At 62.4% G+C, this 22,265-nt stretch carries 15 protein-coding genes; 8 read left to right on the top strand and 7 right to left on the bottom strand.

The annotated features are described in order from the left end of the window. The first annotated feature begins 7 nt into the window (after positions 1 to 7). Positions 8 to 2,191 (top strand): RNA degradosome polyphosphate kinase, encoded by a 2,184-nt coding sequence (locus tag LSG43_RS14695; RefSeq protein ID WP_439652039.1) that lies wholly within the window; start codon positions 8 to 10, stop codon positions 2,189 to 2,191. After that, a complete protein-coding gene (locus tag LSG43_RS14690) occupies positions 2,188 to 3,723 on the top strand; it encodes a Ppx/GppA family phosphatase (protein ID WP_231805507.1) in 1,536 nt (511 codons plus the stop codon). Before LSG43_RS14695 ends, LSG43_RS14690 begins: the two co-directional genes overlap by 4 nt. Before the next feature lie 6 nt (positions 3,724 to 3,729). Here LSG43_RS14690 and rnd read toward each other — a convergent pair whose 3' ends face one another. Next, positions 3,730 to 4,887: a ribonuclease D gene (rnd, locus tag LSG43_RS14685; protein ID WP_231805505.1), complete on the bottom strand. Its 1,158-nt coding sequence runs from the start codon at positions 4,885 to 4,887 to the stop codon at positions 3,730 to 3,732. A gap of 152 nt (positions 4,888 to 5,039) precedes the next feature. Here rnd and aspS point away from each other — a divergent pair, with 152 nt between their 5' ends. The 3 genes from aspS to LSG43_RS14670 all read left to right on the top strand — a co-directional run bounded on the left by aspS (position 5,040) and on the right by LSG43_RS14670 (position 10,893). After that, complete coding sequence (gene aspS / locus LSG43_RS14680) at positions 5,040 to 6,827, top strand: aspartate--tRNA ligase (RefSeq protein WP_231805503.1); 1,788 nt, start codon at positions 5,040 to 5,042, stop codon at positions 6,825 to 6,827. A gap of 100 nt (positions 6,828 to 6,927) precedes the next feature. Continuing rightward, positions 6,928 to 8,505, top strand: coding sequence for an EAL domain-containing protein (locus tag LSG43_RS14675; RefSeq protein WP_231805501.1), 1,578 nt, complete (start codon positions 6,928 to 6,930; stop codon positions 8,503 to 8,505). A 105-nt stretch (positions 8,506 to 8,610) separates the two neighbouring features. Further along, entirely contained in the window at positions 8,611 to 10,893 is a 2,283-nt protein-coding gene (locus LSG43_RS14670; protein WP_231805499.1) for an NADP-dependent malic enzyme, read from the top strand. 50 nt (positions 10,894 to 10,943) lie between these two features. On the opposite strand, the gene LSG43_RS14665 is transcribed toward LSG43_RS14670, so the two are convergent. From LSG43_RS14665 to LSG43_RS14645, 5 genes are all read right to left on the bottom strand, one after another. Further along, a complete protein-coding gene (locus LSG43_RS14665; RefSeq protein WP_231805497.1) occupies positions 10,944 to 12,422 on the bottom strand; it encodes an AMP nucleosidase in 1,479 nt (492 codons plus the stop codon). Between the two features lie 296 nt (positions 12,423 to 12,718). Then, positions 12,719 to 13,141, bottom strand: coding sequence for a DUF1801 domain-containing protein (locus LSG43_RS14660; RefSeq protein WP_231805495.1), 423 nt, complete (start codon positions 13,139 to 13,141; stop codon positions 12,719 to 12,721). Positions 13,142 to 13,150: 9 nt separating this feature from the next. Next, the gene (locus LSG43_RS14655) at positions 13,151 to 13,735 is read right to left on the bottom strand and encodes a DUF1176 domain-containing protein (RefSeq protein ID WP_231805493.1); all 585 of its coding nucleotides are present in this window, start codon (positions 13,733 to 13,735) and stop codon (positions 13,151 to 13,153) included. A gap of 125 nt (positions 13,736 to 13,860) precedes the next feature. After that, positions 13,861 to 14,457 (bottom strand): Spy/CpxP family protein refolding chaperone, encoded by a 597-nt coding sequence (locus LSG43_RS14650; protein ID WP_231805491.1) that lies wholly within the window; start codon positions 14,455 to 14,457, stop codon positions 13,861 to 13,863. 164 nt (positions 14,458 to 14,621) lie between these two features. Beyond that, entirely contained in the window at positions 14,622 to 15,878 is a 1,257-nt protein-coding gene (locus tag LSG43_RS14645) for an aminopeptidase (RefSeq protein ID WP_231805489.1), read from the bottom strand. 126 nt (positions 15,879 to 16,004) lie between these two features. Here LSG43_RS14645 and LSG43_RS14640 point away from each other — a divergent pair, with 126 nt between their 5' ends. Further along, positions 16,005 to 17,219 carry a TIGR03862 family flavoprotein gene (locus tag LSG43_RS14640; protein ID WP_231805487.1) on the top strand — a complete coding sequence of 405 codons (1,215 nt, stop codon included), beginning with the start codon at positions 16,005 to 16,007 and terminating at the stop codon, positions 17,217 to 17,219. 8 nt (positions 17,220 to 17,227) lie between these two features. On the opposite strand, the gene LSG43_RS14635 is transcribed toward LSG43_RS14640, so the two are convergent. After that, on the bottom strand, positions 17,228 to 18,223 hold the full coding sequence (locus LSG43_RS14635) for a LacI family DNA-binding transcriptional regulator (protein ID WP_231805485.1): 996 nt from the start codon (positions 18,221 to 18,223) through the stop codon (positions 17,228 to 17,230). A gap of 305 nt (positions 18,224 to 18,528) precedes the next feature. On the opposite strand from LSG43_RS14635, the gene LSG43_RS14630 reads away from it, so the two are divergent. After that, a complete protein-coding gene (locus tag LSG43_RS14630) occupies positions 18,529 to 20,853 on the top strand; it encodes an alpha-L-rhamnosidase (protein WP_231805702.1) in 2,325 nt (774 codons plus the stop codon). Between the two features lie 58 nt (positions 20,854 to 20,911). Beyond that, the gene (locus tag LSG43_RS14625) at positions 20,912 to 22,207 is read left to right on the top strand and encodes an ABC transporter substrate-binding protein (protein WP_231805483.1); all 1,296 of its coding nucleotides are present in this window, start codon (positions 20,912 to 20,914) and stop codon (positions 22,205 to 22,207) included. Positions 22,208 to 22,265 lie beyond the last annotated feature (58 nt).

Here is a 22,265-nt window from a genome sequence, read left to right as displayed (position 1 = left end):
CGCTATTATGGTTGAAATGGTGCAGAACGAACATCTGGTCGAGGACACCACCCCGGATATCTCGGCGCTGCGTGAGAGCCCGGCCCGGTTCGTGAACCGCGAAGTCTCCTGGCTTCAATTCAATATGCGTGTCCTCGAAGAGGCGCAGAACCAAAATCACCCGCTCCTTGAGCGGCTGCGGTTCGTTTCGATTTCGGCGAACAATCTCGACGAGTTCTTCATGGTTCGCGTCGCCGGGCTGAAGGGGCAGCTTCGGGCGGGACTGCCGCGCGAGAGCTCGGACGGGATGACGCCAACCGAGCAGCTCGAAGAAATCGCCACGCTCGCCCAGCACCTGCATCTCGAACAGCAGGACCAGTGGCAGTCGATCCGTGAGGAACTCGCCGAGCACAACATCGTCCTGCACGAGGAGGAGGACCTCACCTCCGAGCAGGTGGATTTCCTGCAGACGATCTTTCGCGAGGAAATCTTCCCAGTCCTGACCCCGATTGCCATCGATCCGGCGCATCCGTTCCCGTTCATTCCCAATCTGGGGTTCTCGCTGGCGTTCCAGCTCGATCGGGTATCGGACGGGTCGCGGCTCAACGCGCTTGTGCGTATTCCCGCCAATCTCGACCGCTTCATCAAGCTGCCGACGCATGCGATATCCGACCGGCGGGTCGAGATGGTTACGGTCGAGACCATGGTGAAAGTCTTCTTTCACAAGATCTTCCCCGGCTACACGGTGGTGGGCTCGGGCGGATTCCGGGTGGTGCGCGACAGCGAGATCGAAATCGACGACGAAGCGGCCGACCTCGTGGTCGAGTTCGAATCGGCGCTGCGCCAGCGCCGGCGTGGCCAGGTGATCCGGCTTGAGATCGACCGTTCGATGCCGCGCTCGCTGAAGCGGCTGATTGCCGAGGAGTTGCACGTCACGGTTGAAGATACGTTCGAGGTTGACGGGTTTCTCGGCCTCGCGGACGCAGGCAAGATCTGCGATCTCGACAGGCCGGAGCTCAAGTTCCCGCGTTACCACGCCCGGTTCCCGGAGCGCATCCGCGATCATCACGGCGACTGTTTCGCCGCGATCCGGGAAAAGGATATCGTGGTCCACCATCCCTATGAGAGCTTCGACGTCGTTGCACAGTTCATCGCGCAGGCGGCGCGGGACCCCGATGTGGTTGCGGTCAAGCAGACGCTTTATCGGACCAGCAAGGACTCCCCGATCGTCAAGGCTCTGATCGCGGCGGCGGAATCCGGCAAGTCGGTGACGGCGCTGGTCGAGCTCAAGGCGCGGTTCGACGAAGAGGCCAATATCCGCTGGGCGCGGGATCTCGAGCGGGCCGGCGTGCAGGTCGTTTTCGGGTTCATCGAACTCAAGACCCACGCCAAGCTAAGCCAGGTGGTGCGTCGCGAGCAGGGGCGGTTGGTGTCTTATTGCCATGTGGGCACGGGCAACTATCACCCGGTCACGGCCAAGATCTATACCGACCTGAGCTATTTCACGGCCGATCCGGCGATCACGCGCGACGTCGCGCGGGTATTCAACTTCATCACCGGCTATGCGCGCCCGAGCGAACTCGAAACGATCGCGATTTCACCGATTTCGCTTCGCTCGCGATTGCTCGAGCATATCGCGACCGAGGCTGAGCTTGCGAGCCGTGGCGAGCCGGCGACAATCTGGTTCAAGTGCAATTCATTGGTGGACCCTGACATCATCGACGCGCTTTACAGCGCCAGCCAGGCTGGGGTGAAGATCGACCTGGTCATCCGCGGTATCTGCTGCCTGCGGCCGGGCATTCCGGGCTTTTCCGATAATATCCGGGTGAAGTCGATCGTTGGGCGGTTCCTCGAGCACTCGCGTATCTATTGCTTCGGCAACGGCCGCGAGATGCCCTCGCGCGAGGCGGCAGTCTACATTTCGTCAGCGGACCTCATGCCACGCAATCTCGACTGGCGCGTGGAAACGCTCGTGCCGATCAAGAACAAGACTGTGCATAAGCAGATTCTCGATAGAATTATGGTCGCCAATCTGCGAGACAACCAGCAAAGCTGGGAGGTGCTTCCTGACGGAACGGCGCAGCGTATCAACGCTGCCGAGGGTGAGGAAGCATTCAACGCCCACGACTATTTTATGACGAATCCCTCGCTATCGGGGCGCGGCAGCGCGCTTCACGGGGACTATGGTGACGACGAAGAGGATGCAGGTTGATCCGCTTCTGGAGCGTTGAGTCGGACCCTGCCGCGCAGGGACGGATTGCGGGAGCCAAGCCGGTCGCGGTTCTCGATATTGGGTCGAACTCGGTTCGCCTGGTGGTCTATGAGCGCCTCGCGCGGGCGCTCACTGTTCTTTACAACGAAAAATCGGCGAGCGGGCTGGGGCGGGGCGTCGCCGCGACCGGCAAGCTTTCCGACGACAGCATGGCGCGGGCGCTGAAGGCGATCCGCCGGTTTGCCATGGTGTGCAAACTCACCGAGGTCGGCGACATTCACGCCATCGCGACGTCGGCGACGCGCGAGGCCGAAAACGGGCCCGACTTCGTTCGGTCGGTCGAGGAGGTCATCGGCGTTCCGGTGCGTGTGCTCTCGGGTGCCGAAGAAGCCCATTATGCGGCGCTTGGGCTGGTTGCCGGCATGCCGGCGTTCGACGGCGTCATCGGCGATCTGGGCGGGGGCAGTCTGGAACTGGCCGCCGTTTCGGGGCGCGAAGACCACATGGGGGAAACCCATGAACTGGGGGCCATTCGGCTCCAGGACGACAGCGACATGACGCCGGAGCGCGCCGTCGAAATCGCACGGGAACGGCTGACGCGCTCGAAGGTCCTCAAGTCAGGGCGGCACACGTCTTTCGGTGCGGTTGGCGGCACGTGGCGCGCGCTCGCGCGCTTGCATCAGGCCCGGACGAAGTATCCGCTGCACATGGTTCAGGATTACACCGTGCCGAGCAAGGATATGCTGGAATTGTGCGACCTTCTCACCAAGGACGACAAGAAGCCGGTCGCGGGCATGGATATTGTGTCACGCGCGCGTAAAGGCCTTCTGCCATATGGCGCTGCGGTGCTCGCCGAGGTCCTTCGCGCCGGTGAGTTCGAAGAGGTCGTTTTTTCTGCCCTCGGGGTGCGTGAGGGGTATCTGTTCGATCAACTCGACCCGGATGAGAAGGCGGCCGATCCGCTATTGCAGGCGACGGCGGAGATCTCCTCACTGCGCTCCCGGGCACCGGAATTCGCGTCCGATCTGATTGAAGGCAGCAAGGCTTTCTTCGACATGATCGGGATAGAGGAAACTGCCGACGAAAAGCGGCTGCGTATCGCATCCTGCTATATTTCGGACATTGGGTGGCGCGCGCATCCGGACTACCGCGGCGAACAGAGCGTCGATATGGTGGCGTTTTCCGATATCGTCGGGATCGGGCACCCGGGCCGGGCATTTCTCGCGCAGACGCTGGCCTACCGCTACATGGGGTTGAAGCAGAAAAGCGCGTCGGCGCGGCTTCTGGCACTTGCGGGCGACTCGCTCAATGCGCGCGCCCGACTGCTCGGCGCGTTCTTTCGCGTCGCCTATCCGCTGACCGCCGCCATGCCGGGCATACTGCCGCAGACGTCATTCGGCGTGCAGGGCGATGCGCTGGTGCTGCATCTGCCCGGCGACCTCGCGTTCCTCGACGGGGAGCGTCTCTACGGCCGCCACAAACAGCTCGCCCAGGAGGCAGGGTTCAAGGCCGCCGAGATCAAGGTCGGCTAGGTCGGATCAATCCGCCTCGATTTCAATCTCGACAATGCCTTTGCGCGTGGCTGCCAGCGCGAGGCGGCCGTGCTTGATCGCCAGTGCCTTTTCCCCGAAGAGCTTGCGGCGCCACCCCTTGAGCGCGGGTACATCGGCATCATCGTCGAGCACGATGGCGTCAATGTCCTCGGAATTGGCGATGATCCGGGTCGCGACGCCGTTCCGGTCGGCGACCGCTTTCAAAAGCACGCGCAGAAGGTCGCCGATCGCGCCCTTGGGTGACGGACCCCTAGGGCGCTGGGGGACGACGGGCAGTTGCGACTTGTCGCGTGCCTCGACTTCCTTGATCACGGCGATCAGGTCGCTTCCGGCCGACGATTTGCCGAAGCCGCGCGGCACGGCGCGGAGCTTGTCGAAGGCTTCGGGCGAAGTGGGACGCTGCTGGGCCAGCTCGTAGATCGCATCGTCCTTGAGGACGCGGCTGCGCGGCTGGTCATTGTTCTGGGCGCGCTGTTCGCGCCAGGCGGCGATGGCCTGCATGGCGGCGAGGTCGCGAGGCTTGCTGACCTTGAGTTTCAAGCGCTTCCAGGCGTCGGCGGGCTCGACGATATAGGTCGAGAGGCTTTCAAGCACCGCCATCTCGTCTTCGACCCAACTGCTGCGGCGAGTCTTTTTGATCTCGTCGCGCAGTTGGGCATAGATGTCGCGCAGATGGGTGACGTCGGCGAGCGCGTAGGTGAGCTGCTTTTCCGAGAGCGGACGCGCGGCCCAGTCGGTGAAGCGCGAGCTCTTGTCGATCTGGGTGCCGACGACGGCGCGGACGAGATTGTCGTAGGAAACCGAGTCGCCGTGGCCGCAGACGCTGGCGGCGATCTGGGTATCGAAGATCGGGTGGGGCACGGCGCCGAACAGTTTGACGAAGATTTCGATATCCTGCCGAGCGGCGTGGAAAACCTTGGTGACGAGGCTGTTGGCCAGCAGTTCGGCGAACGGGGCAAGATCGATGCCGTCGGCCAGCGGGTCGATGATGACCGCGCGGTCCGGTGTCGCTGCCTGAATCAGGCACAGCTTGGGCCAATAGGTGGTTTCGCGGAGGAATTCGGTGTCTACGGTGACGAAATCGTATCCGGCAGCATCCTTGCAGAACGCCTCGAGCGCCCGCGTCGATGTGATGACCTGCATTACAAAACTAAATCCGATTCAAAATGTATCATGGCGGTGTTAACAGGTTGGGCGCGCCACGCATAGTTCCAAGCGATCAGTATGCTTGACATTTCGGGCGCGTCATGCGCTTTTCGCCCGCGAATTCCCCACTCCGTTCTGGAAAGACTCCGATGACGCATCGCTATCGTTCGCACACTTGCGCCCAACTCAAAGCAGCCGATGTGGGGAGCAATGCGCGCCTGTCGGGCTGGGTGCACCGTATCCGCGACCATGGCGGGCTGCTGTTCATCGATCTGCGCGACCACTACGGGATCACCCAATGCGTGGTGGACCCCGATTCTCCTGCTTTCGCGCTCGCCGAAACGCTACGCGCCGAATGGGTGGTGCGGGTTGACGGCGAGGTCAAGGCACGGACCCCCGATACGGTGAACCCGAACCTGCCGACGGGGGCGGTCGAGGTGTTTATCCGCGAGATTGAAGTGCTCGGCACCGCGGGCGAATTGCCCATGCCGGTTTTTGGGGATCAGGAGTATCCTGAGGAGACTCGGCTCAAATACCGTTTCCTGGACCTGCGCCGCGAACGGCTGCACCGCAACATCGTGGTGCGCTCGAAGGTGATCTCGTCGCTGCGCCGGCGTATGGTAGAGCAGGGCTTCACCGAATATCAGACGCCGATCCTGACTGCGTCGAGCCCTGAAGGCGCGCGCGATTTCCTCGTACCTTCACGCCTCCATCCGGGCAAGTTCTACGCTCTGCCGCAGGCGCCCCAGCAATTCAAGCAGATGATGATGGTTGCCGGGTTCGACCGGTACTTCCAGATCGCCCAGTGCTTCCGAGACGAAGACGCGCGGCACGACCGGGCCGGCGAATTCACTCAGCTCGATATCGAGATGAGCTTCGTCACTCAGGAAGACGTCTTCCAGGCCGTCGAACCCGTGCTGCGCGGGGTGTTTGAGGAGTTCGCCGACGGTTGGCGCGTCACCGAGAAGTTCCCGCGCATCCCCTATGCCGAGGCTATCCGCAAATACGGCTCGGACAAGCCCGACCTTCGCAACCCGATCGAAATGCAGGATGTCACCGAGCACTTCCGCGATTCCGGATTCAAGGTCTTCGCCGGTCAGATCGCGAACGATCCCAAGGTCGAGGTCTGGGCAATCCCGGCGCCGACGGGTGGCTCGCGCGCGTTCTGCGACAGGATGAATGCCTGGGCGCAGGGCGAAGGACAACCGGGGCTCGGCTACATCTTCTTCAAGGACGGGCAGGGCTCGGGGCCGATTGCCAAGAACATCGGCGAGGAACGGACCGCCGCGATACGGGAACAGCTCGGGCTCGGGGATGGCGATGCGGTCTTCTTCGTGTGCGGCGTGCCCGCGAAATTCTACGCCTTCGCCGGGTCTGCGCGCACGCGTGTGGGCACGGAACTCGAATTGCTCGACGTCGAGCAATTTGCCTTCTGCTGGATCGTCGACTTCCCCATGTTCGAATGGAACGAGGAGGAAAAGCGGGTCGACTTTTCGCACAATCCATTCTCCATGCCGCAGGGCGAACTCGACGCGCTCGAGAACGAGGACCCGCTTACGATCAAGGCGTACCAGTACGACGTCGTCTGCAACGGCTATGAACTCTCTTCCGGCGCCATTCGTAACCATCGGCCCGATATCATGCGCAAGGCATTCGGCATCGCGGGGTATGGCGAGGAGATCCTCGAACAGCAGTTCGGCGGCATGTATCGCGCGCTGCAGTATGGTGCGCCGCCGCACGGTGGTATCGCTCCGGGCGTCGACCGAATCGTCATGCTATTGTGCCACGAGCATAACCTGCGCGAGGTCACCGCATTCCCGATGAATCAGCAGGGCGAGGATTTGTTGCTCGGTGCCCCGAGCGAAGCCTCGGCGCGGCAGTTGCGTGAACTGCATCTGCGGGTCAACCTGCCGGCTGAGGCCAAAAAACAAGCTTGAGTACCGGCGTCTGCCATCAGCGTTAAAGCCCGGTAAACGCTTGCCGGTTAGCATTGTGCGAAAACTGCTAACCGGGGCTGGCCGTCCTTTGCGCATTCGTATGCCCACGATTTTACTGGTGCTGGCTGCATTCGCGGCCTTCATTCCCGTCCTTGCGGTGGACGGGATGCTCGACACCTATGTCCGGGCGCGGGAAACGAGCGCGCTGCAGACGCGCGTTGATGCCATTACGCAGGACAGCCAGGCAGCGGTTCACGACGCAATCCAGTCCCTGCGCCGCATCCTTGCGGCCAGCCCGTCGCTGTGCACTCCGACATTTTTCGCGAACGTCAACGCCGAATTGATCGGAAATCTCTATCTCAAGCAGGTGATGGTCGAGAACCGGGACGGGGTTCAGTATTGCGCGGCCTACGACACGACGGTCGAATATCGCGTGCTGTCGGAGAGCCTGAACATTCCCGGGCATACAGAGATGCTCAGCGTGGTGCAGATTGCGGATTTTCCGCGGCCGCTGCTCAAGGTCACGCAGTCATTTGGGGAGCAACGCATGGTGTCCGCGCTCGTCGTGGCGGCGCCGATCCTGTCGCTGGAAAGCGGCACGCTCTTTGATGGCCTCAATTACCTGCAACTTTCCCTAACCAGCGGCACGCCGATCCTTTCGCGGGGGGATGCGGGCGTTGAGGGGGCAGACGGCCGGCAGGACTATCTGCTCGCCCGATCGTTTGCCGGGGAAATTCCGATCAAGGCGGAAGCGGCCGCGTCCTTTGAGAGCCTGCGGCCCGGCTATGCCCAACTTGATCTCGCGTTCACGATCGTGGCGTGTCTCGTAGGGGTCATGATCCTCGTTATGGCGCTGCATTTCGTGCGGCGGTCGAGCTTGCCGTCGTTCGATCTCGAACGCGCGATTCTTGCGGGCGAAATGAAGCCCTACTACCAGCCGGTCATCAACCTGAGAACGGGAAGGCTCGTCGGCTGCGAGGTGCTCATCCGTTGGGTCAAACGCAATGGCGAAGTGGTGCCTCCGGGCGCGTTTATCGACTACGCCGAGATGTCCGGACTGGCCATTCCCATGACGCTGAGCCTTATGGAGCAGGTGCGGGTGGACCTTGAGGACCTGTGCCGCGACGTGAAGGACTTCAAGGTTTCCATCAATCTCTTCGAGGGGCATTTCCGCGACGGGTCGATCGTCGAAGACATCCATTCGATTTTCGAGGGCAGCGGGATCGAATACCGGCAATTGGTTTTCGAGATCACCGAGCGCCGGCCGCTCGACGACCGGGTGGCAGCCAACCGTATCATATCGTCCATGCACAAGCTGGGCGTACGCATTGCGATGGACGATGCGGGGACGGGGCATTCGAATCTTGCGTATCTGCAGACGCTGGGGATCGACATCATCAAGATCGACAAGATCTTCGTCGACATGATCAAGGACGCCAGTACGCCGGTGCCCGTTATCGACGGGCTCATCTCGATGGCCAGGGACATGGATATCGAGATCATCGCCGAGGGCGTCGAAACGCAGGATCAAGCGCTTTACCTGCGCGCCAAGGATGTCAGCCTGGCGCAGGGGTACCTCTTTGCGCCGCCGATGAAGCTCTCGGCGTTCCGGACGCTTGCGGACGCGCTGCGGCCCGAGGAAAAGTTGTCGAATCTCGGCGCGGATATCGCCGCATAACCAGGCAGTACGTCCTGCGTCTATTGGACGAAAAGTTAGGGCAAACAGCCTTCCCTTTTTGCGCGTTTGGTGGCACCTAAGTCTCCGGTTTTCCGAGGAGACGGCATGACTGACGAACCGCGTGACGCGCAAAAGGCGCTGAGAGACGCCGCGCTGCATTTCCACAATTACCCCAAGCCCGGCAAGGTCGAGATCACACCGACCAAGCCGTTGGCCAACCAGCGCGATCTCGCGCTTGCCTATTCGCCAGGTGTCGCGGCGCCGTGCGAGGAAATCGCGGAGAACCCGGAAGCGGCAGCGCGCTATACCTCGCGGGCCAATCTCGTTGCGGTCATCTCCAACGGTACTGCCGTGCTGGGGCTGGGCAATATCGGGGCGCTGGCGTCAAAGCCGGTGATGGAAGGCAAGGCGGTGCTCTTCAAGAAGTTCGCCGGCATCGACTCCATCGATATCGAGATCGACGAGCAGGACCCCAAGAAGTTCATCGAGACGGTCGCGCCCATGTGGCCGTCCTTCGGGGGGATCAATCTCGAGGACATCAAGGCGCCGGACTGCTTCGAGATCGAAGAGGCTCTCAAGGAGCGCATGCCGATTCCGGTCTTTCACGACGATCAGCACGGTACGGCGATCATCGTTGCGGCGGCGGTGCTCAACGGGCTCAAGATCGCCAAGAAGGATATCGCCAAGGTCAAGATCTGTACTTCGGGCGCCGGGGCGGCGGCAATCGCGTGCCTCAACATGTTGATGGCCGTGGGCGCCAAGCGCGAAAACATCTGGGTGGCCGACCGGGAAGGGCTGGTGACAACGAGCCGCGACAACAGCGTCGACCGCTGGCGCGGGGCATTCGCGCAGGACAGCGACAAGACGACGCTCGCCGAGGTCATGGACGGCGCCGACATCTTCCTGGGGCTCTCGGCGGCCGGCGCGCTCAAGGCCGAAATGCTCAAGGACATGGCGAAGGACCCGCTGATCCTCGCGCTCTCCAATCCCGTACCCGAGATCATGCCGGAGGTGGCCATCGCGGCACGGCCGGATGCGATGATCTGTACGGGCCGGTCGGATTACCCCAACCAGGTCAACAACGTCCTGTGTTTCCCCTTCATCTTCCGCGGCGCGCTCGATGTCGGGGCGACGGAGATCAATGAGGAGATGAAGGCCGCCGCCGCGCACGCGATTGCGCAGCTCGCGCACGAGCCGGTGCTCGAAGCGACGACGAGCGGCGCGTCAACCTTCGGGCGGGACTACCTCATTCCCAACCCCTTCGACCAACGCCTGATCCTCAGGATCGCGCCGGCCGTCGCCAAAGCGGCAATGGACTCGGGGGTTGCCCAGCGGCCGATCACCGATTTCGACGCCTACAAGGACAGCCTCAACCAGTTCGTCTTCCGCTCCGGCATGGTGATGAAGCCCATGATCGAGCGCGCGAAGGGGGCGGGCAAGCGCATTGCTTTCGCCGACGGCGAGGACGAACGCGTGTTGCGCGCAACGCAGGTCATCCTCGAAGAGGGGATTGCGTCACCGATCCTCATCGGGCGTCCCTATGTCATCGAGCAGCGCATCGAGCGGTTCGGGCTGTCTCTGACGCCGGGCAAGGATTTCGAGGTCATCAACCCCGAGGACGATCCGCGCTATCGCGAGTATGTGTCGCTGTTCCATTCGCTGGTCGGGCGCAACGGTGTGACGCCGGATACGGCGCGTACCATCGTACGTACCAACACGACGGTAATCGGCGCGCTCGCCGTCAAGCGCGGGGAGGCGGACGGGCTCATCTGCGGGCTCGAGGGGCGCTACATCAAGCATGTGCGCGATATCAAGTCGGTGATCGGGCTGGCCGATGGCGCCAACGACGTCTCCGCGCTTTCCATGCTCATCATGCCGCGGGGCGTGTTCTTCCTTTCGGACACCTATGTGAGCATGGATCCGACAGCCGAGGAGATCGTCTCGATCGGACTGCAGGCACGCGATCACCTCAAACGCTTCCATCTCGAGGCCCGGGCTGCGCTCTTGAGCTATTCGAACTTCGGTTCGCGCGAGGGCGAGACGGCCGAGAAGATGAAGAAGGCCTATCAGATGCTCAAGGATGCGGCTCCGGACATGGTGGTCGAGGGCGAAATGCAGGGCGACCTGGCGCTCAATCAGGTTTTGCGCGAGCGCTATGTGCCGGATTCAGTGCTCAAGGGCGAGGCCAATCTTCTGCTGTTCCCGAACCTTGAAAGTGCGAACCTTTCGATGACGCTGCTCAAGGAAATGAACAACGCGCTTGCGGTCGGGCCGATTCTGATGGGCACGGCCAGCCCGGCGCATATCCTGGCGCCGTCGGTGACCAGCCGCGGCATCGTCAACATGACGGCGATTACCGTCAACGAAGCGCTCGACTACGACGCCTGAGGGCAGCGAAAAGACAGAGAGAGAAGGGCGCCGGTTGGCGCCCTTTTTCGTTATTGGAACGCGGTTTCCGCGAAGGAGCGCAGCTTGCGCGAATGGAGCCGTTCGACTGGCTGGTTGCGCAGGATTTCCATCGCCTTCAGGCCGATCAGGAGGTGCCGGTTGACCTGGGTGCGGTAGAAATCCGAGGCCATCCCGGGGAGCTTGAGTTCGCCGTGCAACGGTTTGTCGGATACGCACAGAAGCGTGCCGTATGGGACGCGGAAGCGGAAGCCGTTGGCCGCGATGGTCGCGCTTTCCATGTCGAGCGCGACGGCGCGGGACTGGGACAGCCGGCGGGTGATCTCGGACTGATCGCGCAGCTCCCAGTTGCGATTGTCGATGGTGAAGACCGTGCCCGTGCGCATGATCGACTTGGTCTCAAGTCCTTCGAGATGGGTGATTTCGGCAACGGCGTCCTGGAGCGCGAGCTGGACTTCGGCGAGCGCCGGGATCGGCACTGTGACGGGCAGGTCGTCGTCGAGAACGTGGTCCTCGCGGACATAGGCGTGCGCAAGCACATAGTCGCCGAGCGACTGGGAGTTGCGCAGGCCGGCGCAGTGGCCGAGCATCAGCCAGGCGTGCGGGCGCAGGACGGCGATGTGATCCGTCGCAGTCTTGGCGTTGGAGGGGCCAACGCCGATATTGATCATCGTTATGCCGCGGCCGCTCGGCGCCGTGAGGTGGTAAGCGGGCATCTGGGACTGCCGGCTTGGATGGGTCCCCGTGGTGCCGCCGCCAAGACGCTTGTTGAGAGTCACCACGTTGCCCGGCTCGACGAAGGAGTCGTAGCCCTCGTGGCCTTCCTCCATCCATTGATGGGCGAGGCGGGTGAACTCCTCGATATAGAACTGGTAGTTCGTGAAGATCACGAAATTCTGGAAATGCTCGGGTGTCGAAGCCATGTAGTGGCTGAGCCGCTGCAGCGAATAGTCGACCCGGGGCGCGGTGAACGCGGCAAGCGGGTAAGGACCTCCGGCGGGCGGAATCAGGGTTCCGTTCGCGATCTCATCGTCCATGTGTGTAAGATCGGGCGCATCGAAAAGATCGCGCAGTGGCACGCCGAGGTCCAACAGAACGTCACCCTCGACGCGCTCGGTCGGGTCCACGGCGAAATGCAGCGCTATGGGGGTTTCGGATTCGCCGATCTCGATCTCGACCGAGTGGTTCTTGAGGATCAGCTCGAAATTCTCGATGAGGTATTTCTTGAAGAGATGCGGCTGGGTCAGCGTGGTCTGGTAGAGACCCGGGCTGTGGAGGAAGCCGTAGGCGGCGCGCGAGGACGCCTGTTGCAGATAGCTCGTCGAGGTGACCTGCACCTTCGGGTAGTGCGCGCGTACCTTGCCCGGCGGAACGATGCCCTTGGTCAGATTGCGCAGATGCTCCTGAATGAAGGCCGTATTGCGGTCGTAGATTTCGCAGGCATATTCCCACGCCTGGACCGGATCGGTGAAGGCTTTGAGAGGCAGGGCCGCTGGCGTAACGAGCTTCATACAGATTTTCCTTGTTCTTGCTTTTGGTTTAACCCCTAGCCATGACAGTTTAAAAGCGCTCGCGCAAGGACGGCGCGCTACCCGATAGCGAAATCACAGTTCGGTGATGGGACTTTATCCCGCCGCATTGGCTCCCGATATCAATGGTGTCTGCTGGCACGGCAAACGAGCCCATGCACCGGCAGACCAAAGGCTTCCGTTGTTGTCCCCCAAGCCCTCAACAGCGCAGCGGGAGCCTGATCTAGGGGAGGCCGCAGTTGTCCGCCCGGCACTGCGGTCTCTTTCCTTTTGCGCCCTCAATGGGTTTCGTAGGTTTCCCGCATATAGCCGATCGACTGCACGATCAGGTCTTCGAGGACGTCGAGGTCGACGTCCGAGAGGCGTTTGACGTAGAGGCAGGATTTCCCGGTCGTGTGCTTGCCGAGCCGGGCCATCAGAGCGTCATAGGCGGAAAAACCGGCCATGATGTAAAGCGTGAGATTCGCCTTGCGCGGAGAGAATCCGATCAGCGGCCATTCCGCCGGTTTCCTGGTGGTATTGACGTAAGTGTAGCTGCCAAAGCCCACGATCGAAGATCCCCACATGCGGGCCTTCGATCCGGTCAGGCGCTCCATCATCTCAAGGATTGTCCAGGCGTCCTTGCGCCTTTGTTCGGGCTCGACCGCATTGAGAAAGTCCGCGACGCTCTGGTCCGTTGGGCGCGTCTTGAGCTCGGCCATTCCTCCTCCCTACTCGAAATCGACAAGCCTTTCGGGGTTGATCTCGCCATCGTAACTCGGATCGACGTCATAGGTGACAAGCCTGAAGCGCCCCTCGTCGAACACCCAGGTGCCGCTCGAGGATGCGTCGCCAAGACCGCGCCAGAGTGAGTGACTGGTAATGGTTTCGGTCTCGGGGTCGAAGTGAGGGTTGGTCAGAACGAGCCGGGCGCCGTAGCCGGTTATTGGGATATCGAGGACGTCACCTTCGAAGTCGTCGTCTTCGTAAACGACATCGAACTCGGGAACCGCAAAGGCGACGGGCAAGGCGCCGTCGTACTCGTCAACGAGGTAGTAGACGTAGTTCGCGTTGTACGCACCGGAATCGCAAAAGAATTCGTAGAGCGTCGCGGTGCTGTCGGTGTCCGAGTAGTCGTGGCGCCAGGTGAGTTCCCACGACCGGGTTTCCGAGAGCGTCCCGAAATCCTCTTCAATGCCGTAGCAGGAGGATTGGAAGGTCGTCTGGAAGAGCTTGGTCACCGCTTTGGTGTCCTGCCCGGCGGCCGGAAACGCGATCAACGAGGCCGAGAAGGCAAGAACGACGGTAGTCTTCATATCGAGGCATCCCCACGGCATTTGCGAACGGTGGGAGTGTGCCTTGAAAACGGGTCTCGGCAAAACCCTATTTTTAGCGCGGCCCGCGCCGCTGGACATGCGCGCGGGCCGCCGGAACGTGGCGGTTATTCGGTTTGGGTCGCTGCTTCCGGTTCGGCATCGGGTGCCTGGCCCGGGCGATGGGGGTGCTGGGGGGCAAGAAGCGCGACCTGATCGTCCTCGAGGCTATTCACAAACGCTTCAAAGGCCGGCTGGACGGCCTCGAGGGCCTCGGCACGCGCAGTGGTCATGGCGACCATATTGGCATAGCGCGCGGTGATGTCCTCGGCGGTGGGGTCGCCCTCGAGCGGTGCAATGGCCTCGCGGGCGGCGTCAAGGTCTTCACGCGCTTCGAGCGCCGCGGTCTTGAGCGCGTCCAGCGCGGCGACCTGGTCGCCGGTGAGATCGAGCTGGTGGGTAAGACGCACCGCCGCGATATCGAGCGCTTGGGCGTCAGGTGCGCTTACCAGCATTGCGAGGATGCCGCCCTGCATGCGCGGTCCACCCTGAAAGCGCTGGCCGCCCATGTTGCCGGGACGAAAGGCGCGGGCGTCGCCGCCTTCGATACGCTCGGCCCGCCAGTCGTTGGCGGGTGCTTGTGCGTAGGCGGCGGGTGCGAGTGCGCCGACGGTCAGCACGCCGGTAGCGAGAACGAGAAGGGCCGATTTCTTGAGCGTAGTCATTTTGCAAAGTCCTTTTGTTGGTGCCGGCGCTTTTCGATGCCGACGTCGAGGACCTTACGAAAGACAACCTCTCACCGATGTTTCCACCGCATGAAATCTCGGAAAGGATCGTAACCGAAGGAAAGGGTGGGCAGAGACAGCTCCGCCCTTATATTCGCGTGGTCTTATTGTGCCCATTCACCCTTACGGAAGACCGGAACCCGCTCGCCGTCCTGGGTGATGCCGTCGATGTCGATGTCGGCGGACCCGATCATCCAGTCAATGTGGATGAGGCTGGCGTTGCCGCCGGCATCCGCGATTTCGGTTTCGCTCATCTTGCCGCCGCCTTCGATGCACTCGGCATAGCACTGGCCCATCGCGATGTGGCACGCGGCGTTCTCGTCGAACAGCGTGTTGTAAAAGAGCACGCCGGACTGCGAGATGGGCGAGGAATGAGGCACGAGCGCGACCTCGCCCAGGCGGCGGCCGCCCTCGTCGGTGTCGAGCACCTTGTTCCAGATGTCCTCGCCCTTTTTGGCTCGCACCTCGACAGCCTTGCCGTCCTTGAAGACCATTTCGATCTCTTCGATCAGCGTGCCGTTGTAGGAGAGCGGCTTGGTGGCGCGGACGTGGCCGTCGACCCGGTCCTTGTGCGGGGTCGTGAAGACTTCCTCGGTGGGAATGTTCGGGTTGCAGGTGATCCCGTTCTTGGCCTGGGAGGCGCCACCCGCCCATTTGTGGCCGTCGGCAAGCCCGACGGTCAGGTCCGTGCCCGGGCCGGTGAAATGCAGGGCCGAAAAGTTCATCTTGTTGAGCCAGTCGCGGCGGGTGTGGATTTCCGCGTTGTGTTCAGCCCATGCGGCGACCGGATCGTCATTGTCGACGCGGGAAGCGGTGAAGATGGCGTCCGCGAGCTTTTTGACCGCCTCATCTTCGCCCAAGCCGGGGAAGACGAGCTTGGCCCATTTGGCGTTGGGGTAGGAGACGATGTTCCAGTTGATGTCGAAGCCGGAAATCTTCCGGAGCGCGGGCTTATAGGCCTTCGAGGTGGCACGGCTGGCGCGGGAGACCTTCTCGGGGTCTTCGTCGGCCAGCATCATCGGGTTGTCGCCGGCCACGGCGAGGCGGGCGGTGTTGTTGTCGAAGGCCTTCGCCATACCCTCGTAAAGCCAGTCGGGGGCCTTGTCGAAGCTCTCGTCATTGGCGTGGCGGTAGCGGGCGAGGGTGGCTTCCTCGTCCGAATAGATCGTGGTGACGACGCCCGCACCGGCCTTGTAGGCGTGCTCGGTGATCTTGCGCACGAGCGGCGCTGCAGTCATCGGCGCGGTGATGAGAAGGTCCTGGCCCTTCTCCAGGCCCAGCCCGGTATGGATGGCGACCTGGGCGAGCTTGTCGAGTTTTTCTTCGGAGATGGTGGCGTTGGACAAGGTTTTTTCAGACATGATGGGTCCTTCCTCGAGACTCTTTTGAGCCGGAAGCCTAGCGGGTCGCGCTCAGCGGGGGAAGGGGCTTGCGCGGTGTGGATGACTGGGCGAAGAGAAGCGCGGTTTTGATTGGGGTTTTGGCGCATGGCGCAGATTGCAGTGATCGGCGGCGGGCCGGCGGGACTGATGGCCGCCGAGGTGCTTTCGGACGCAGGGCACGCGGTTTCTGTCTTCGAGGCCATGCCGACTGTGGCACGGAAATTCCTGATGGCGGGGAAATCCGGGCTCAATATCACGCATGCGGATGACCATGCCGCGTTTATCTCGCGCTTCGGCGCGGCGGCGGATCGCATGCGGCCGATGCTCGACGCGTTTACCGGTGCCGATGTCCGGGCGTGGACCGAGAGGTTGGGCATCGAGACCTTCGTAGGGTCATCAGGGCGCGTCTTTCCCAAAGCAATGAAGGCGTCGCCGCTCTTGCGGGCGTGGCTTGGGCGGCTCGATAGGCAGGGCGTGCGGGTATTCGTCCGGCACGGCTGGGAGGGATTCGATAAGACGTCTCTTATATTCGCGTCGCCTGATGGGCGGCAGGCACTTTCGTTCGACGCCGTGATCCTGGCGCTTGGGGGGGCAAGCTGGCCTCGGCTCGGATCGGATGCGGCGTGGGTGCCGTGGTTGACCGGGCGCGGCGTTGCCGTAACGCCGTTCCGGCCCGCCAATTGCGGGTTCGAAACCGGCTGGAGCACGCTTTTCAAGGAAAAGTTCGCGGGGGCCCCGGTCAAATCGGTCGTGGCGACATCGGACGCGGGGGCGGTGCCCGGTGAGTTCGTCATTTCGCGTCACGGTATCGAGGGGGCGCTGGTCTATGCACACGCGGCGGCGTTGCGCGACGCGCTGGATGTACACGGGGCGGCTGCGCTCACGCTCGATCTTGTGCCGGGACGGAGCGTCGACCGGCTTGCGGTGGATCTGGCGCGGCAACCGCGCAAGGCGAGCTTTTCCAACCGGATGCGCAAAGGGGCGGGGCTCGATGCGGTCAAGACCGCCCTGGTGCGCGAACTCGTGCCGGACGCCCCGGCGTTGGCGCCCGACGTACTCGCGGCGCGGATCAAGGCCCTGGACCTGCCCGTGACCGCGCCACGTCCGATTGCCGAGGCGATATCGTCCGCAGGCGGCGTGTCGTGGGAGAGCGTCGATGATCGGCTGATGCTCACCGCATTGCCGGGAGTATTTGTCTGCGGGGAAATGCTGGACTGGGAAGCGCCGACCGGCGGCTATTTGATCTCCGGATGCCTTGCCACGGGCCGGGCAGCAGCGCGCGGGGCGATAGACTGGCTGGCGGGCTTCGTCCCGCGGTGACACGCGGATTATGCGTTGCGGGTACTGCCGCGCACGACCAGCCTGGGTTCGACGACGAAATGCTCCGCCCGGGTACGGCCTTCGATGCGTTCCATCAGCATGCGGGCGGTTTCGGCCCCGAGCTGGCGGCCGGACTGGTCGACGCTTGTCAGGCTGTTTTGGGCGAGGTCGCAAGGCGGCGAGTTGTCGTATCCTACGATGGCGACATCGTCGGGAACGCGCAGCCCGAGCTCGATTGCGGCGCTGATCGATTCGAACGCGCAGGCGTCCGTCCAGCAGAACACCGCGTCGGGCCGGTCAGGCGCCGAGAGCAGTTCGCGCGCCTTCTGGCGGGCTTTGGGACTGTGCTCGGCGTAAACGACCCGGATGTGTCGGGCGAGGCCGTGCCGGTTCATTGCCTGCAAGTAGCCTTTTTCGCGCTGGAAGGGCACCGCCTGCCGCTCATCGGGCGGCAAATCGAGACTCATATGCGCGATGGCGCTGTGCCCCTGGCTCACGAGGTAATCGACAACCTGCTCGGCGCCCGTTACGTCGTCATTGTTTACGGTATCGAACAACTCCTCGGTGGGGCGGTGAAGGCCGATCACCACGGAGGGGATTTTGCGTGCGACGGCATCGATGGCGACTGGGTCCATGCGCGGGGCGATGAAGACCAGCCCATCCATCTGTCTATCGATCATGGCGTCGATCAGGGCCTGCTCAACCCCGATCGCCGAGTTCGAGACGCCCAGAAGCGGTTGGTACGGGGTATCGGTGAGAGCCGTGTTTATGCCCGCCATGATTTCCGAAAAGAACGGGTTGCGAATATCCGACAGGAGAACGCCCAGCGTGTAGCTCCTGCCGCGCATGCCACGCGCGGACGCGTTGGGGCGGTAGCCAAGCTTTTCGATCGAGGCGGTGACGCGGGCCTTGAGCGAGTCGCTGACACCATAGGCGTTGCGGAGCACCTTCGAAACCGCGGATACTGAAACGCCGGCATCCGCCGCGACCGTGCGTATGGTCACGCGACCGGGCTTTTCCGCCCCCGGCCCCTCCCGCTTTGTTCCCAGAACGTCGTTCATAAGTTCCCTGATTTTCTGCCGTTTTCGGGCGGTATGCGCTGCGCTTATGACGCTTATGGCACCGCTTGGGCAAAAAGGCTATTGCCAAGCGGTAAAAAATGTAGAACGATTTACGTAGAACGATACACAAGCGTCGGTCTTGCCTTCCCGGGAGAGGAAGTGCGAGGCGAAACGGGAGGACAGCCTTGCATTATACGCTCAAGAGCGAAACCAAACAGCACGCCGCGGTCCACGCCTGGCAGGCGCTCATGGTGCATCCGGCTAGCGACGGTGGCGTGGGCACGCCCGCCTCGTTCGTCCGGAAGCACTTTACGGTTGGAACCGTTGGCGGCGCGGAGACGCTGCGGATCAGCGCGCTTGGGCTCTATCGCTGTTTCATCAATGGCAAGCGGGTGGGCGAGGACCTTCTGACGCCAGGCTGGACGAGCTACGACAAGCGGCTCTCCTATCAGACCTATTCCGTGGGCGATCTGCTCGTTGCTGGCGAGAACCTCATCGAGATCTGGCTTGCCGACGGGTGGTACCGCTCGCAGATCATGTGGGGCGAAAACGCCATCTTCAACTGCTGGGGCGACAAAATTGCCGCGATAGCCGAGTTACGGGCGTCCTCCGATCCCGGCGACGCCGTGCTGGTGGCTACCGACGAAAGCTGGACATCAGGACTTCTGCCTATTCTCAAGTCGGGTATCTATTTCGGCGAGGTCTATGACGCGCGCAAGGAGGCGTTTGAAGAGACCGCCGGTGTCGACGTGCTCGATTTCGATCCCGACAGGCTCATTGCCCACGAGACGCAGCCTGTCCGCGAACTCGAGCCGCTATCCCCCGTGAAGACATGGCGCGATACCGCTGGGCGCGCGCTTTACGATTTCGGGCAGAACTCCGGCGGCTATGTCGCTTTTTCAGTCAAGGGTGCAGCCGGTGCCCGGGTCGTGGTCGAGCATTCGGAAATTCTCGACAAGGACGGGCAGTTCGAGAACGCCAATTACCGCACGGCGGATGCGCGGCTCGAATATGTGCTCAAGGGCGAGGGCACCGAAGCGTTCCGCCCGTATTTTACCTTCCAGGGGTTCCGCTACGCCCGGGTAACGATTGAAGGCGAAGCGGAGATCCTCGACATCGTTTCGGTGCCGATCAGTTCAGTCTATCCCCGGACGGGAACCTTCACGTCGGGGAACGCGCTGGTCAACCGGCTGGTCGAGAACACCCACTGGTCGCAGCGGGCCAATTTCATCGAGGTGCCCACCGATTGCCCGCAGCGCGATGAGCGGCTCGGCTGGACCGGGGATGCGCAGGTTTTCGCGATGACGGCGTGCTACCTGCATGACAGCCACGATTTCCTCGTCAAATGGATCCGCGACGTGATGGCCGATCAGCGGCAGGATGGCGCGATCCCGCATGTTTCGCCCGATCCAACACGGTTGCACCCGGAGATCTTCCCGGGCTTTTACGGCTCGACCGGGTGGGGCGACGCAATCGCCATCGTCCCCTGGGCGCTTTATTTGCACTACGGCGATAAAGACATCCTCGCCGAGGCGCTCCCGGCGATGGTCAAGTGGGTCGATTTCGTCTGGTCGATCAGTGACGGGCCGATCGTCTCGCCCCCGCGTCAGTGGGGGCAGCGCGGCTTTTCGTTCGGCGATTGGCTGCAGCCCAAGGGCCCCAGCGCCAAGCCGCTACCGACGATCGGTGATGAGGCGGCTGCGACGATCTATCTCCATATTACCGCGTCGCTCGTTGGCCGGATCGCACGGATTTTGGGTGAAGACAAAACCGCGGTTCGCATGGAGGAGATGGCCAGCGCCGTCAAAGCGGCCTTTGCGGAGGAATTCGTTTCCGCATCGGGTCGGATCGCCAATGACGATCAGACCTCGTACGCGCTGGCCATCGTCCATGATCTCGTGCCTGAGGACAAGCTGGAGGCTGTTCGGGGCTACTTCCGGAATGCCATTGCGCGCGCCGAGGGCCGGATCCAGACGGGGTTCATCGGGACGCCCGCCCTGCTGCCGGCGCTCATCAAGCTCGGCGAGACCGGATTGGCGCAGCAGGTCTTCCTGCAGGAGGAGGTGCCTGGTTGGCTCTATCAGGTCAAGAACGGCGCCACGACCATCTGGGAGCGCTGGGACGCGATCCAGGAGGACGGGTCGATCTACAACCCGCAGATGAACTCCTACAATCACTACGCCTATGGCGCGGTTTGTCAGTGGCTGTTCGAAGCCGTTGCGGGGATCAGGCCCGATCCGGAAGCGCCAGGCTTCGCGCATATCGTCTTCGAGCCGGTCATCCTGCCCGAACTTTCGCCGGTCACCGCGAGCTATCAGAGCGCGGCGGGTGAAGTCCGCGCGCATTGGCGGCTCGAAGAGGGGCGGGTGACCTATGAGATCGACGTGCCGGAGGGAGCGGCGGGAACACTGAGGCTGTCCGGAATGGATACCGGTGCGACGCTCGACGGTACGCCTATTGAAACGGGTGCGGATGTTCCGCTCGGAGCAGGGCGGCACATCGTTGTTTATAGCCCCGGCGCGCTACGGCCGGGATTGCCGAAATTCGCCCGGTCAACATCACGGACCCCGTAGGCGGGCGAACAAGTAGGTCCGGGCAATAGTGCGCCGGACGACACAGGGAGGAGACCATATGACGAGATCGAACTTTCCAGCCGTGCTTCTTGGTGGAACCGCGGTAGGGCTTTTGGCGCTCGGTGCCGGAGCGGCGTCTGCGCAAGACACGGTCAACTTGACGCTTTTGATCGATAACAGTGCCGACACTGTTGCGCTTACCGAACAGCTTGTTGCCGACTTCGAGGCGCGGAACCCGAATATCGACATCGAAATCGAAACGCGTCCGGGTGGCGGAGAAGGCGACAACATCGTCAAGACCCGGCTGGCAACAGGGCAGATGACTGACATCTTCCTATACAACTCCGGCTCTCTGCTGCAGGCACTCGCGCCCAGCCAGACGCTGGTTCCGCTCACGGATCAACCCTTCCTCGACCGCGTGCTGGATTCGTTTGAAAGCACCGTGACGTCGGGCGGTGACGTTTATGGCGTGCCCGTGCAGACGGCGATGGGCGGCGGAATTCTCTATAACCGCGACATCTATGAAGAGCTCGACCTCGAGATTCCGATGACATGGGACGCGTTCATGGCCAATAACGCCACGATCGCCGAAGCGGGTTATGTGCCGGTTATCCAGACCTATCGCGACACCTGGACATCGCAGCTTTTCGTTCTCGCCGATTTCTACAACGTGCTTGCCGAGGAGCCGGATTTCGCCGAGCGTTATACGGCGAACGAGGCGAAGTACGCGACGAGCGATGCCGCGCTCGAAGGCTTCCGGCATCTCGCGGAGGTGCATGAGGCCGGCTATATGAACGAGGATTTTGGCGCCGCGACCTATGATGACGGGTTGCGCATGCTCTCGACAGGCGAGGGCGCACATTACCCGATGCTGACTTTCGCGATCGCGGCCATCGAGGCGACATATCCTGAGAATCTGGACAGTGTCGGGTTCTTTGCGCAGCCGGGCAGCGATCCGGAGATCAACGGGCTGACGACCTGGATGCCCGCCGCGCTCTACGTTCCCAAGACCACCTCGCATCCAGAAGAGGCGATGGCCTTCCTCGATTTCGTTGCCAGTGTGGATGGCTGCAACGCGATCACCGAGGCCGTGGGCGCTACCGGCCCCTATCTTGTCGAAGGATGCGATCTGCCCAGCGACGTGCCCGCGGCGACCGCCGACATGCTGCCCTATTTCGAAGAGGACGGACGAACCGCCCCGGCGCTGGAGTTCCTCTCGCCGGTCAAGGGACCGACCCTCGAACAGCTTACTGTCGAAGTCGGGTCCGGGATCCGGTCACCTGAAGATGCGGCGGCACTTTACGATCAGGACGTGGAGCGTCAGGCGCAGCAACTGGGTCTCGAAGGCTGGTAGGCCTCCCTTATCAGCCAGTGGCGGTCCCGTTCGCGGGGCCGCCACGCGAACATTCGTG

Origin of the sequence: Pelagibacterium xiamenense (assembly GCF_021166475.1) — a bacterium.
In the GTDB taxonomy this organism is placed as follows: Bacteria; Pseudomonadota; Alphaproteobacteria; order Rhizobiales; family Devosiaceae; genus Pelagibacterium; species Pelagibacterium xiamenense.
Note: the sequence above shows the minus strand (reverse complement) of the source record. Positions and strands in the feature narration are given on the sequence as shown.